Source organism: Sphingomonas sp. URHD0057 (assembly GCF_000620665.1).
Lineage (GTDB): Bacteria > Pseudomonadota > Alphaproteobacteria > Sphingomonadales > Sphingomonadaceae > Sphingomicrobium.
This window is the reverse complement of record NZ_JIAU01000001.1, coordinates 1-12,934: the sequence shown is the minus strand read 5'-3', so window position 1 is coordinate 12,934 and position 12,934 is coordinate 1. Positions and strand designations below refer to the sequence as shown.

Genomic DNA, 12,934 nt, shown 5'->3' with positions numbered 1-12,934 from the left:
CCCGAGAAGCCGTAGCCCGGGAGCGATGGGATCACGATATCGAAGGCGTCGGCGGCGGTGCCACCGTAAGCCGTGGGATCGGTCAGCGGGCCGATTATCTTCAGTTGCTCGATGATCGAGCCCGGCCAACCATGGGTGATGATCACCGGGAGCGCGTTCGCATGCTTCGACTTTACGTGGATGAAGTGGACGTCGAGCCCGTCGATGTTGGTGATAAAGTTGGGATAGGAAAAGAGCTGCGCCTCTGCGCGACTCCAGTCGTGGTGCTTAGCCCAATAGTCCGCGAGCTTCTGCATCGTTGCGAGCCGGACACCCTGCGTGGTGTCGTTGACCGTCTCCCGCTCGGGCCAGCGCGTCGCCGCGACACGGCGCTTGAGGTCCGCGAGTTCATTGTCGCTCGCGCGATAATGGAACGGCCGGATGGAGCCGTCGCCACTTGCTTGTGCGGTCGCGGCGGTAGCGGCCAGCAACGCGCCGGGAAGCCCTGCTGCCGAAGTACTCGTGGTCGGCGTGGGCGAGATAGTTTGAGCATCCGGCAGTGGCGCACTCTCCGCATGGGCGACGGAGGGAATAATCAGCCCGCCAGCGCCAACCAAAGCCGACGTGATGAGGAAATGGCGGCGGGCCATTAGCGACTGCCGTGCGGACATGCTCAATCTCCCGATGAAGGCGTTTGGAGTTTCGAGACGCGTCACAGGGCCGTGGGTAAGCAAAGAGGAGCTGAGACCAACCGGTCGCTAGTCGCCGTGCACCTCATGGGCGAGTTGGGTCAATTGAATTAAACTATGTTAGCATAAATATGGCGATCGCAGCATCGGGGTCGAAGGTCGTCCGCAGCGCGCTAGCGGCAGGAATGGGTCGAAAGCTGTCGCGGCAACTTTGGGTGGAAAGCGGACATTACCGCTCGGCATGCCGATGACCGGGCAGCGCATTCTATTTGATCCAGTGGTTATTTCGATAATCAGCAAGGGTCAGTTCCGCTCGCCTTTTGATAGCCGGAGCACTCGCTGCGAGGTCGCCGGGAATAATGACGCTCCACGCAACTCCGTTGTCGTGGATCCGAAATCCGCAGCTGAATATTTCCCGCATGACAGCGGAGTCGTCATTGATCGGCTTCTTTGCGCAAACGAGTTTGCCAACCGGGGTGTCAGTAACGCTCATCTGTCTTGGAACGTCGTTTATGTGTACGATGGTAGGCACACCGGGGCCCTGTTGATTAGCTCGACGCTCCTTCCACGGCGCATAGACAAGCCAATAGTAGCCGCCGCTCGGGGTCAGCCGGATGTAGAATTGATGAGAGCCGCTGTCTGCTGGGTCGACAATCCCGCTGATGTCCTGTGCGGGAAAGAAGTAGGAGTTTCCTTCGAGCTCGATACGCCTGCTTTGCTTTCCACAGGCCACCAAGCTGAGACCCAGGACCAACCACAATATAGTTCGACCCAACGCCATGCTCCCAATCACGATGATCCCGTAACATCGGATTAGCAGCTGACCGCTAACTTGGTGCTAATGCCCGCAATGGGTGGAAAGCGGACGTTAGCGACGGGACGTGATGGGCAGCCCGAGCTTCATCTCCGCTCCATCCCATTCAAAGACGCGGCCCGTTCGTTTCTCAACGGCAAACCAGCCCATGTTGGTGCTGCATATTCCACCGCACTGCCTGTTGCTATGAAGCGCGAGGACTTAAAAGCCTTCCGGGCTGTCGGCTGCCCCGACGGTGTCGGAGAAGGCGACTATCGATGCACGGAAATGCCTTACTGCCGAGACGCGAGCTTTGACCCGCTCGCAAGCCGCTTTTTCAGTGCGCAAGGGGACCGCTTGGAGCGGCGCCGTCGGTGGAAGCAACCCCGCCGCAAAGACGATGGTGGCCAAGTTCATCAATGCGGTTATGCGTCGTGCCATCGGCAAGACCATGAAAAGCGGGGGCTAATGATGCGCCGGGTGCTTCTTTTGATAGTCGCGCTTTTTACCCCGGCTTTAGCGACGGCCAGCAACCCAGATTTACACCGATCGGCTGAGGTCGACGCGGCAGTGCGCCAGCAGATGAAGGGGCAGCGGATTCCAGGAATCGCCGTTGCAGTTGTGCTCAACGGGAAGATCATCAAAGCCAAAGGCTACGGGCTGGCCAACGTCGAGCTCGCCACGCCGGTCTCTCCAGGAACCATTTTCGAAGCTGGCTCGATAACGAAGCAGTTCGTAGCGACGGCCATCATGCTGCTGCTCGAAGAGGGTAAGCTCGGACTCGACGACAGCATCACGAAATATTTCCCGGAATCTCCTGCCCTGAAGGCAGTGACAATACGCCACCTCCTGACCCACACCTCAGGCATTCCTGATGTTTCAGACGGTACGGCGGAGACTAGCGGGGCCGTTGGCGTGATCGACTTCCACCGCGAATATACGGAGCAAGAACTCGCGGGCGCTTATTTGACGCAGAAGCTCCAGTCTCAGCCCGGTACCAAATGGAGTTACTGCAACGCATGCTACGATTTGCTCGGAATCCTGATCCATCGCGTGACGGGTAAACCCTATGGGGATTTCTTGCGCGAGCGGATCTTCCAGCCGGTGGGGATGACGACAGCCCGGCCCTTCAGTTCCGGAAATATCATTCCAAACCGCTCCAGCGGCTACACCGAGGTCGGCGGCGAGCTGAAGAACGAGCCAAGTTGGTGGTCACAGTCGATTAAAGCAGGTGCGGCGGGTGGCCTATGGATGAGTGTCCTCGATTTGGCCAAGTGGGACGCGGCACTCTACCCTGATCGGATTCTCAAGCGGCAAAGCCTTGAAACGCTGTGGACGCCTGTGCCGCTGGACGATGGCTCTGCCTACCCTGGAGGCATGGGTTGGTTCGTCGCCAAAGCAAACGGCCAACGAGTGGTCTTTCACACTGACGGCGGTCCCGGATTCAGCGGGGTGATCTCTCGATATCTGCGTGACCGACTGACGGTAATCGTCCTGACCAATCTGGGCGCACACCATACCGATGTGATGAAGATCAGCGGCAAGATCGCCGAAATCTACCTCCCCGACACCAAGGGGAAGAATCCGATCAAGGATTGGTAGAATTGCGCGAGTGTCCGCAATGGGTGGAAAGGGAGACACTGGCCCGCACTGCCCGCACAGATTGGCAGGTGGAGAAGGTTAGGCAGTCGATCTAATTGAACCGCGCATCTGCTCGGAACAATTGACACTTGCTTGTGGGCACTCACTGCTATGCCCAGCGCAAAGCATGGAGACGGCGTTGGCCACAGTCCGGCTATCTATATCCCGCCTCCAGGGCGACCGAGCCCGACTGCAGCGTATGCGCCGGGAATATGAGGCGGATCAAACCGCTGGGAGCGACGAGCTGCTCATTCAACAAATTGATCGGCGAATCGAACACCTGGACCAGCAGATCAGCAAGATCGAAATGCCTAAAGGACCACGGGGGGAGAAAGCGCCCTGATGCGGTTGGCCCGCGATAATGGTCGTCAAGATCGCCACGGGCGGGAAGACTCGCGCGGCCCGTATGACGTCTGCAGCGGGTGGAAAGCAGACATTGACTGAGCAATGTTTGGCCGTGATGCTCCTGCGATGCTCACGCGCTTTTGGTTCGTCATACCGCTCGCCTACGCAGCGATTGCAGCCATCGTGATAGCATTTGTGGTTCAACGCATATCGCATCGACGCGGCCTAGCATTGACTGCGGGCGTGCTTGCTCTTTTCGGATGTTTCGTTGGCCTGCTTGCATGGTTTGGCGGGCCTGATTTCTGACGAAGCTAATGTCCGCAACGGGTCGAACGCGGCCATTTGAACGGTCCGCGAGCTCATGGTGTTATTTCGACTCCGGCGAGCAATGTCTGGAACACGACATTTCCTGAGCGGTTCTGCGGCGCATGGCGTTGTTGGACAACATGCGGGACCGGGCGACAAGGCTGCGGCGGGTTGCCGAGATGGCGCACGATCCGCGTATCGTCGAGATGGTCACGAAAACCGCCGAAGAGATCGAAGCAGATATTCGGGAACTTGAAGGCGATGAGGGCGACCCAATCGTCATTCACTTAGAACCGCCCGAGCTATGATGCCCGCAAAGGGCCGAAAGCCGTCATTCGGGTCAGCCAGGAACCGTTGAAGCAGACAGCTCGGAGATTCGAGACCCAACCCCGTGACATGTTTTTCCTTCGATTAACGTAGTTTAATGCCAAGGCCATTTCACGCTGAGTATTCCCCTGTTTGAGACTCGCCTTTGCCCAGTGATTTGCGGGTCTCGCCAAAAGGCGGCCCGGTTTCCCTCCCCCCAGTCCGAGGCCGGGCCGCCCTTCGAGGGGACGGACTAATGTCCGAGCAAACCAACGCTGAATATTTCAGGATGCGCGCCACGGACGAACGTCAGCGAGCCCAACGAGCAAACGATTCCCGCGCCGCCGGTGCCCATGCAGAAATGGCCGAGCGCTATGACGAACTGGCAAACAGCTTTGAGGCCAGCCAACCCAAGATATTCGTATTGGGCTAACTTTTGCGTTCGCCGCGCGAAGCCGGGCGACCAGAGCCTCACCTGGTCTTTGACGTCCGAGCCTCCAGCTCCCGCACCAGGTTCACCAGCCCGTCGCGCTGCTCGATTAACGCCCAGCGTTCCTGCACCTCATGCGCGCGGTCGCAGCGCGTTTCGAGGTCGTGGATGTACTTCCTGGCTCGGGGAGGCAGGGCATTGATCTCTTCATTGCGCATGGCGGACTAGCGGTCGCCGCGGTCGCCTTCGCCCTTCTTGGACTTGGCCTTGGCGTCCCGTTTCTGATCGACGGCCGAGCTGCGGCCAACGTCGTCGCTTTCCTTGAATTGCCCTTCGCCGTCACGGCGCACGTAACGCTTGTCGGTGCCGGTATCGATCAACTCGCGAGGCATGAAACTCTCCCTTACTGATGCCGGACACCCAACGAGCGACCGGCGTTTCCGTATCCATGGGCGCGCGACGGGAAACCGCTCGGCCGGGGTGGACGCCCGAGCCGACCTACGAGAAGCCCGACATCAGCGTCCGGGCGACCACGCTCTATTATGAGATCGTCGCACCGATCATGCTGCCCTTCATCCGCGGGCGGCTGCTCAACCTGTTCCGCTGCCGCGAAGGCAAGTGCTTCTTCCAGCGCAGTCGTGCGCACCCGCCGACGGGCAAGGAATTCGATCGCCTCGTCCACTTCGAAGCGATCGAGCAGAAGAACGGTCGCATCGAAGACTATCTATATGTCGAGAACGCCGACGAGATCATCGCCTGCGCTAAGGTGCAGACGGTCGAGTTTCACGGCTGGGGCAGCCGCGCCGGTCTGGTTGAGGCTCCGGATCGAATGGTGATCGACCTCGACCCGGGCGAAAGCGTGGGCTTCGCGTCGGTGAAGGACGCGGCAGCTCAGCTGCGCCGGTCGTTCGATGCGCTGGGCCTGGAGAGCTTCGCGCTGCTGACCGGAAGCAAGGGAATCCATGTCGTCGTGCCGCTCGTCGCTGAGGCTGGATGGGCGGAGGTACGCGAGTTTGCGAAGGCATTCTGCACGGCGTTGGCGCAGGCGGACCCGGCGCGTTTCACAATTGCCCTGCGCAAGGACCAGCGGCGGGGACGGATCTTCCTCGACTATCTGCGCAATCAGCGAACGGCGACGGCCATCCTCCCCTACTCGGCCCGCGCCCGGCATGGTGCCCCGGTCGCTGCGCCGCTTGCCTGGGATGAGCTGGACGAAATCGGCGCGTCGAGCGCCTTCACCATCTTTGATGTCGAAAGTCTCCTTCGCCGCTCGAGGCAGAAAAAGCTCCGCGGCTGGGGAATCGCCGAGCAGCACCTTCCGCGCATTGGCGGGTTCGCGCCGACCAGCGGACAATCATCATAACCTGCGTAAATGGCGGAAACCCGGCATCATTTTTGTAGTTTAAATCCCAACGGAAACAACAGGTTGGGAGCAAGTAAGTGCGTACCGCGCCCCTCGCGGAGTGCGGCCGATGAACGTGTGCAATGACTGCACTTCGATCGTCATTATCCGTGACGACTGGCCGACTCAAAACCGCCCCGAGACCCAAATCCCCGATCCTGCCGCCGCCGACCCGGAATGGTGCCGGGCCCGCGAACTGGCGGAGCGGGCAGCCGCCAAGCGCGCCAGCTCACTCGAGGCGCGCCGGGTGCATCAGGAGTTGGCGGCGGCTTACGCTCGCCTGACACAGGCAAGGGAGGCGTGAATGAACTGGAGGGTCAATCTGGTCCTCATTGCGGTGGTCCTTGGCGTCTTTGCCTACTCGGCTTTCATCAACACCCAGCGAGATGCGGACCGGAGTGTGGACCAACGCGTTGGACCGTAGCTCGGCTGCACCGACGTCTTGCCGGGTTTCTGCACTCACACGCGTCAACCCCAGTCGGTGCCAACCCACTTGCGTTGAAGCCCGCTAATGTCCGTTTTGGGTGGAAAGCTGCCATTGAAGCTGATGCGTGAGCGTCCTTCTGGGGCCTGTCAGCCTTCACTGGGGAGGAGACAAATGCGGGTCCGCTTGCACTGCGAAGCTCAAACCAATCTGCTGGCCCCAACCCGAGTTGGGAAGCAGGTCCGATCCGGTGCCGAGATTGATCGCGATAGCCCAGCAGAGGAAAATGAGGTCCAGACGGCGGGAGCGGCTAAGGACTAGTCCTGCCACGGCGATCAGGTAACCGACGAAATAGAAGTAGAAGAGCCAGTCGTTCCACGCCGGGATCGCACGCGTCAGCATCTCGCCGTAGATTGCGAGGTTCGCAACAAGAATGCCGCCAGCGACCAGCCGTTTGCGGGACCAGTAATGGTCGTCGAGATGGGTCCAGTTACGGTTCGTGCGGGGAAACACAAGTGATGCAGCAAGGAAATAGACGATGGCGATAAGGACGCTGCCGAAGACGGTGTGCCAGTTGACCTTTAGGACGTTGCGGCCCGCCCAGATGAACAGCCAAAAACTGGTTACGTCGGTGAGAACAAGGAGCGCCAGCACAGGCGTGAGTATGCCGATCGGTCGCTCACCATGTGAATCGATCGCGTCCGCCATCTTGAGCGACAGCTCGGCGACGATGAGGCCGAACATCAGGCCAAATAATGCAAACAGGCCCTCAAAGTCGCTCATGGTCGCTCCCGCGCACTACATTACACAGGATCGCCTCGCCGGGTAGAGACGGGCTAATGTCTGCAATGGGTCGAAAGCGGACATTATGGGTCGTTGTCACCACCCTTTCGGATGCTCGATCTTTTCATCGGCCAGTCTCGTGCCTTGGTAAGTGGCGAACAGACGCCCTGCTTTCCCGCAGTCGTCGGCCTTGTGCTCAGTGCAGGAGGGAAGCCAGCGGAGCGCAATTGCATCGAACAATCCCCCGGCACCATCGGCGATAGGGACTGGCAGGTTGAGCGCCAGCTTACCGCGCGCATCGACCGGCAGACCCGGGACGCTTTCGACAGTCTGACTGTTGATCTTTGCAACACCGAGTTTCGGCGAACAGCCTTTGGCGCCTTCCGAACAATGATCTTTCAATAGCACGATCAGGTAATCGTCCAGGCGGGCACTCCCGAGACCGGCGCTGAGACGCAGTTCCTGCTCCTTTGCGTGAGTGATGGTGCGCGTTGCGACGTGGATCGCGATGAACATGTCGTGGCCCTCGATGGAGTAGCTCTTCGATCGATCATTGGTCGTGTTGCCGTCGACCCCCTGCTGCCAACCCAACTTCTGCGCATTGAGTCCGATCGCCGAGTCACTGGAGACGGTAACGCTTCCGGCTTTGAGCGCTTCGATGATCCGTGGCTCACCCTTCGGGCCCGCGAGCTTCGTGATGTCCTTGACACGAACGATCGAGAGATCGGCGAAGTGGGCTGTGTAATGGTCGCGCGCCTTGGGATCGATGCCCAGCAAATCGAGCACGCCGACGCCGAGACTCAGCTGGAGATTCTTGTCGATGGTGAGACCGTTGAGACTGCGAACGGTCTCGACATTGTCGGTGCCGGCCGGTTCACCGGTCGGTCCGTACCCTTTGATCCAAAGCGCTCCGACCGGAACATCGGACCGCGGCGGGTTGATGCCGACGAACCTCTCGAATGCCTGCTTCGGGTCCGGGGCGAATTCAGGGGCAGCAGAGGCGGTGACGGCGAACGTAAGCCCGACGGTCAGGGCTAGTGAGAGCAACGAGCGCACGGGCAGTCCTCTCCGCATTCGTTCTCTTCGAGATAATCGAGGATTCGCTGGGCCGTGGCGGAGCGAAGCTCCCGGCCGTCCCTGAGCTGCGCTATAAGGTTGGGATCCCCGACGGCTTCGCGCCCGAAGCGGGTTGGAGGCATGTGGCGAGCGCGCATGTAGCGCTCGATGCGTTGCATGAGCATTGGCAGGAACTCCGATTCGTTTGTGCCTCTTTTGTTCCCACCTGGATTCCTACTTGTCTAGGTATTTTCCTTATGTCATAGGAAAAACATGGAACAGCTTACCGGAGCGCGAGCCGAGCTTGCACGCCTGATCGCAGAACGCCGTGAGGATTACGCCGGCCTGTCCAGGATGCTCGGACGCAATGCCGCGTACATCCAGCAATTCATCAAGCGCGGCACCCCGCGCCGGCTTTCGGAGGATGATCGGGCAAAGCTCGCACGGTACTTCGACGTCGACGAATCTCTCTTTGGCGGTCCGGCGCGCCTACTCGAAGCTTCCACGGATCTGATCGCGATCCCCCGATACGATATCCGCGCATCGGCCGGCCCCGGCGCCTTCGCGGACGGCGAGGTCCCAATTGCTCATTTGGGCTTCGATGAGCGCTTCTTGAAGCAGCTGTGCAGCGCCCGTCCGGCCGATCTGTCGATCATTCGCGTCCGGGGCGATTCCATGTTCCCGACGCTCGCCGACGGGGACGATATCATGGTCGATCGCTCGGCCGTGACCGGCTCGGCGCTTCACGACGGCATCTATGTGTTGAGGCGCGACGAGACGCTGACGGTAAAGCGCATTGCCGTTCATCCCGGATCGCGGAAGCTCACGATCTCGAGCGATAATTCTGCTTACCCCAGCTGGCCGGACTGCGATCCCAACGACGTTGAGGTAATCGGGCGCGTGGTCTGGGCGGGACGTAAGATCAATTGATTGTAGGACTAATCCAACAAAATACCTAGATTGGTAAGTTTGTCGGAGAATTGTTCCTACTGACAGCCTAGATCCTTGGTTGTTCCGGCGGCTTGTGGAGGGAGCTTCCCCCTTGGCTCTCACGGGTCGCCGGACACCGGATCAATGCCATGTCACGCCTTATTCTCCATTTCGCCGCAGGCGCCTTGGCCGTTGCAACGAGCACGGCCGCCGTCGCCGCGGAGGCTATCACCTATACCTACGACGCCAGAGGACGGCTCGTTCAGGTCGCGCGGTCGGGCACCGTGAACAACGGCGTCACGACGACCTACACCATCGACAAGGCGGACAACCGAACGAACAAGACAACGACCGGATCGGCGAACCCCGGCCCGCCGTGATGATTGCCGCGCTGGCGGAACGCCGGCCGCTTCCGCCGCAATAGCGGCGTCTCAATCTTCAATTGGAGTTTAAACAAATGATCCACCGCACTTCGCGGCGCGCCTTCGCTTGCGCGCTGTTCGCCACCACCGCCCTCGCCACTCCGGCATTCGCAACTCCGTCGGTCGTGCCGCTCTATCGCAACTGGGACGAAAACAACGTCGACGTCGTCCGCGGCGATTTCCGGCTGAACTTCGAAGAGGCCGCGATCGGGTCGGGCAAGGCACGGCTCGCGATCATGCGGCAAAGGACGGACGCCGGCCCGTTCCAGTGGGACAAGAATAACCTCGTTCGAAACGGCGTTTCACCCACGATTAAGACGTACGCACCCAGGCTCGACGGAAGCTATTTCCATTTCACCAATCTCGTGTCGGACGCCGCGGATGGCGCGACCATGACGGGAGCGCTCGACCCGGTCTCGGGCAATTTTGGTTTCGCCATCACCGATCATGATGGCGTGGTTTATCTTTACTCGAGCCTCGTCGCCTCCGACTTTGGCCCAAGCAACTATTGTCAATCTTTGAGCCAGAGCAGCTGCAGCCTTGCGCTTAGCCGCGTTACCTATCCAGACGGCAGCGTCACGACGGTCACCAACAGCACCTGGCAGGGCCCGGGCAACATCTATTCCAACCGTGTCTGCAGCGTGTCGAACAGCTTCGGCTATTCGATCGCCTTCACCTTCCAGTCCCAGGCCATGCTCGGCTGCACAAGACCCATGAGCGGGACGACGGCCAGTCCGCCCGACACCTTCTTCAACCGAACGAAGTCGAGCTTTCGCCAGAACAATGTCGAGCAGTTCGCGATTACCTACGCCTATCCTGTCACCGGTACGGTCGACATTACCGATGCGACCTCGAATGTCTGGGAGGTCACCGCCACTAGCATCAAGAAGCCGGGCGATGCGAGCCCGAGCTTCAGCGTGACGAACGGCACGGGACTTGTCAGCTCGGTCACCAACGCCGGCGTCACCACGACCTATGGCCGCTCGGTCGTTGGCGACGTGGTGACGCTGACCAAGACCGACCCGCTGGGCAAGGCGACGGTGATCACCGGCAACCAGGCGCTCGACCGGATCACCTCGGTCAAGGACCCGCTCAATCGCACCACCAGCTACGGCTATAATGCAAGCAACCAACTCACCAGCGTCACCAACCCCGAGGGCGACGGCACCGACATCGTCCCCGACACGCGCGGCAATGCCACGCAAATCAAGCAACGACCCAAGACCGGCTCCGCGTCGCCTCTGCTGATCACCACGCAGACCTTCGCTGCGAGTTGCACCAACGTCCTCACCTGCAACCAGCCGACGCAGATCAAGGACCCGGCCAACAACATCACCGACATCGCTTACGATCCGACGCACGGCGGGGTGACCAGCGTCACCCGCCCGACGCCGGCGACCGGCGGGGTGCGGCCGCAGACTCGCTACACCTACACGCAGCAAACCAATGGCGTGTATCTGCTGACCAAGATATCGGAGTGCCAGACGCTCGGCAGCTGCCTCAACGCGGCGGACGAAGTGAAGACCAGCGTCGGCTATGACGGCTTCGGCAATGCCACCGGCCTGAGCAAGGGCAACGGCACGGGGACGCTGACCGCGGCCAGCGCCATGACCTATGACGGCGTGGGCAATCTGCTGACGGTCGACGGGCCCCTGAGCGGAACCGCCGACACCACGCGCTACCGCTACGACGCCGACCGGCGCCTGATCGGCGTCACCTCGCCCGATCCGGATGCCGGGGGCGCGCTGAAACCGCGCGCGGTCAAGACGAGCTACGACGGCGCCGGCAGGGTAACCAAGGTCGAACGCGGCAATGTCAACAGCCAGTCGGATGCCGACTGGGCGGCGTTCGCGGCCGCCGAGACGCTCGATGTCGGGCTCGACGCCAACGGGCGGGTCAAGACGCAGAAACTGTCCGGCTCGGGCGGCGCGGTCGCGCTGACGCAGGCAAGCTACGACGCCGACGGGCGGCCTTTATGCTCGGCGGTGCGGATGAACCCGGCCGAATATGCTTCGCTGCCGGCGACCGCCTGCACGCTCGACACGACCGGAAGTTTCGGGCCCGACCGCATCAGCAAGGCCGTCTATGACGATGCCGGCCAGGTCACGCAGGTGCAGGTCGCGGTCGGGACGACCGACGCCGCTAACGAGCGGACGCTGACCTACAGCAATGACGGCGACCTCAAGACGCTCAAAGACGCCGAGAACAACCTCACCACCTACACCTACGACGAATATGACCGCCTGAAGCAGACGCAGTTCCCGAGCCCGACCAAGGGCGCGGGCACGAGCAATGCCGCCGACTTCGAGCAGCTCGGCTACGACAGCCGCGGCAACGTCATCTCGCGGCGGCTGCGCGACGGCCTGTCGATCGCGTTCGGCTACGACAACCTCAATCGGGTCAAGCTCAAGGACCTGCCGGGGACCGAGCCGGACGTGTCATACGCCTACGACAATCTCGACCGGCTGACCTCGGCGACGCAGACCGGAAACAATCTGTCGTTCACCTATGACGCGCTGTCGCGCAACCTGACCCAGGTCGGACCGCAAGGAACGGTGACTCTCGGCTATGACCTCGCGAACCACCGGGCCAGCATCGCCTATCCGAGCACCACTGCGCTGACGATCGACTATGCCTATCTGACGACCGGCGAGCTCGATACGATCAAGCAGGGCGCGACGGTGCTTGCGGATTACACCGCCGACAATCTCGGCCGGCGCACTGGCGTCACGTTCGCCAATGGGGCGTCGCAGAGCTTCGGCTACGACCCGGTGTCGCGCCTGGCGAGCGTCGGCAACACGCTGACCGACGCCAACAATTTGTCGGCGACGTTCGCCTACAACCCGGCATCGCAGATCACGAGCAACGTGCGCACCGGCGACACGTACGCCTGGACCGGGCACGGCAACGGCTCGACCGCGAGCGTGGCGAACGGCTTGAATCAGCTGTCGTCGATCGGCGGCGTGAACACCACGCACGATACCAAGGGCAATCTCACCACCGACCCGATCAGCGGCAAGACGTTCAGCTACTCGAGCGAGAATTTGCTGACCTCGAGCTCAGGCGGCGTGACGCTGGCCTACGATCCGCTGCTGCGCCTGTACCAGGTCGCCGGAGCATCGACGACGCGGTTCGTCTACGACGGGCTCGACGCAATCGCCGAATATAACGGCAGCAACGCGCTGCAACGGCGGTTCGTGTTCGACCCGACCATGGACCAGCCGGTGGTGTGGTACGAAGGCACCGGCACCGCCGCGACCGACCGGCGTTACCTCTCAACCGACGAGCGCGGCAGCGTGATCAGCGTCAGCGACAGCAGCGGTGCGTCGCTCGGGCTCAATACGTACGACGAGTTCGGCAAGCCCGGCGCATCGAACATCGGCCGGTTCCAATACACCGGCCAGGCGTGGATCCCCGAGCTCGCGCTC

The 12,934-nt window shown here is 61.2% G+C and carries 14 protein-coding genes; 7 read left to right on the top strand and 7 right to left on the bottom strand.

From position 1 onward, the window contains the following. Both N539_RS0100080 and N539_RS0100075 read right to left on the bottom strand, forming a co-directional pair. The coding region (locus N539_RS0100080) for an epoxide hydrolase N-terminal domain-containing protein (RefSeq protein ID WP_231462793.1) at positions 1–650 on the bottom strand (650 nt) is incomplete at its 3' end. Positions 651–933: 283 nt separating this feature from the next. After that, complete coding sequence (locus N539_RS0100075; protein ID WP_156029658.1) at positions 934–1,422, bottom strand: hypothetical protein; 489 nt, start codon at positions 1,420–1,422, stop codon at positions 934–936. An 87-nt stretch (positions 1,423–1,509) separates the two neighbouring features. Here N539_RS0100075 and N539_RS14620 point away from each other — a divergent pair, with 87 nt between their 5' ends. After that, the gene (locus N539_RS14620) at positions 1,510–3,063 is read left to right on the top strand and encodes a serine hydrolase domain-containing protein (RefSeq protein ID WP_081774099.1); all 1,554 of its coding nucleotides are present in this window, start codon (positions 1,510–1,512) and stop codon (positions 3,061–3,063) included. A gap of 743 nt (positions 3,064–3,806) precedes the next feature. On the opposite strand, the gene N539_RS18300 is transcribed toward N539_RS14620, so the two are convergent. Next, positions 3,807–4,040, bottom strand: a complete 234-nt coding sequence (locus N539_RS18300) for a hypothetical protein (RefSeq protein ID WP_156029656.1) — start codon at positions 4,038–4,040, stop codon at positions 3,807–3,809. A 275-nt stretch (positions 4,041–4,315) separates the two neighbouring features. Here N539_RS18300 and N539_RS18295 point away from each other — a divergent pair, with 275 nt between their 5' ends. Then, positions 4,316–4,492 carry a hypothetical protein gene (locus tag N539_RS18295; RefSeq protein WP_156029654.1) on the top strand — a complete coding sequence of 59 codons (177 nt, stop codon included), beginning with the start codon at positions 4,316–4,318 and terminating at the stop codon, positions 4,490–4,492. A gap of 38 nt (positions 4,493–4,530) precedes the next feature. Here N539_RS18295 and N539_RS18290 read toward each other — a convergent pair whose 3' ends face one another. Together N539_RS18290 and N539_RS18680 are read right to left on the bottom strand one after the other, a co-directional pair. Further along, positions 4,531–4,707 carry a hypothetical protein gene (locus N539_RS18290; RefSeq protein WP_156029652.1) on the bottom strand — a complete coding sequence of 59 codons (177 nt, stop codon included), beginning with the start codon at positions 4,705–4,707 and terminating at the stop codon, positions 4,531–4,533. A gap of 6 nt (positions 4,708–4,713) precedes the next feature. Then, positions 4,714–4,881 carry a hypothetical protein gene (locus N539_RS18680; RefSeq protein ID WP_197018297.1) on the bottom strand — a complete coding sequence of 56 codons (168 nt, stop codon included), beginning with the start codon at positions 4,879–4,881 and terminating at the stop codon, positions 4,714–4,716. Between the two features lie 17 nt (positions 4,882–4,898). On the opposite strand from N539_RS18680, the gene ligD reads away from it, so the two are divergent. Continuing rightward, complete coding sequence (gene ligD / locus N539_RS0100040; RefSeq protein ID WP_081774098.1) at positions 4,899–5,852, top strand: non-homologous end-joining DNA ligase; 954 nt, start codon at positions 4,899–4,901, stop codon at positions 5,850–5,852. Between the two features lie 109 nt (positions 5,853–5,961). After that, positions 5,962–6,195, top strand: coding sequence for a hypothetical protein (locus N539_RS0100035; RefSeq protein WP_028968609.1), 234 nt, complete (start codon positions 5,962–5,964; stop codon positions 6,193–6,195). A gap of 276 nt (positions 6,196–6,471) precedes the next feature. Here N539_RS0100035 and N539_RS17455 read toward each other — a convergent pair whose 3' ends face one another. Both N539_RS17455 and N539_RS0100020 read right to left on the bottom strand, forming a co-directional pair. Next, positions 6,472–7,098: a hypothetical protein gene (locus tag N539_RS17455; protein WP_156029650.1), complete on the bottom strand. Its 627-nt coding sequence runs from the start codon at positions 7,096–7,098 to the stop codon at positions 6,472–6,474. A gap of 96 nt (positions 7,099–7,194) precedes the next feature. Further along, complete coding sequence (locus N539_RS0100020; protein ID WP_156029648.1) at positions 7,195–8,172, bottom strand: hypothetical protein; 978 nt, start codon at positions 8,170–8,172, stop codon at positions 7,195–7,197. A gap of 255 nt (positions 8,173–8,427) precedes the next feature. Here N539_RS0100020 and N539_RS0100015 point away from each other — a divergent pair, with 255 nt between their 5' ends. From N539_RS0100015 to N539_RS14610, 3 genes are all read left to right on the top strand, one after another. Continuing rightward, positions 8,428–9,084 (top strand): S24 family peptidase, encoded by a 657-nt coding sequence (locus N539_RS0100015; protein WP_028968607.1) that lies wholly within the window; start codon positions 8,428–8,430, stop codon positions 9,082–9,084. 149 nt (positions 9,085–9,233) lie between these two features. Then, positions 9,234–9,464, top strand: coding sequence for a hypothetical protein (locus N539_RS0100010; RefSeq protein WP_231462791.1), 231 nt, complete (start codon positions 9,234–9,236; stop codon positions 9,462–9,464). Between the two features lie 77 nt (positions 9,465–9,541). Next, on the top strand, positions 9,542–12,934 hold a 3,393-nt coding region (locus N539_RS14610), incomplete at its 3' end, for an RHS repeat protein (RefSeq protein ID WP_051531053.1).

Excerpts from the sequence above, each read along its gene's own strand:
- N539_RS0100020 (WP_156029648.1), bottom strand. The coding sequence starts at position 8,172 with ATGCGGAGAGGACTGCCCGTGCGCTCGTTGCTCTCACTAGCCCTGACC.
- N539_RS0100035 (WP_028968609.1), top strand. The coding sequence starts at position 5,962 with ATGAACGTGTGCAATGACTGCACTTCGATCGTCATTATCCGTGACGAC.
- N539_RS0100010 (WP_231462791.1), top strand. The coding sequence starts at position 9,234 with ATGTCACGCCTTATTCTCCATTTCGCCGCAGGCGCCTTGGCCGTTGCA.
- ligD (WP_081774098.1), top strand. The coding sequence starts at position 4,899 with ATGCCGGACACCCAACGAGCGACCGGCGTTTCCGTATCCATGGGCGCG.
- N539_RS17455 (WP_156029650.1), bottom strand. The coding sequence starts at position 7,098 with ATGAGCGACTTTGAGGGCCTGTTTGCATTATTTGGCCTGATGTTCGGC.
- N539_RS18295 (WP_156029654.1), top strand. The coding sequence starts at position 4,316 with ATGTCCGAGCAAACCAACGCTGAATATTTCAGGATGCGCGCCACGGAC.
- N539_RS14620 (WP_081774099.1), top strand. The coding sequence starts at position 1,510 with ATGCCCGCAATGGGTGGAAAGCGGACGTTAGCGACGGGACGTGATGGG.
- N539_RS18680 (WP_197018297.1), bottom strand. The coding sequence starts at position 4,881 with ATGCCTCGCGAGTTGATCGATACCGGCACCGACAAGCGTTACGTGCGC.
- N539_RS0100015 (WP_028968607.1), top strand. The coding sequence starts at position 8,428 with ATGGAACAGCTTACCGGAGCGCGAGCCGAGCTTGCACGCCTGATCGCA.
- N539_RS18290 (WP_156029652.1), bottom strand. The coding sequence starts at position 4,707 with ATGCGCAATGAAGAGATCAATGCCCTGCCTCCCCGAGCCAGGAAGTAC.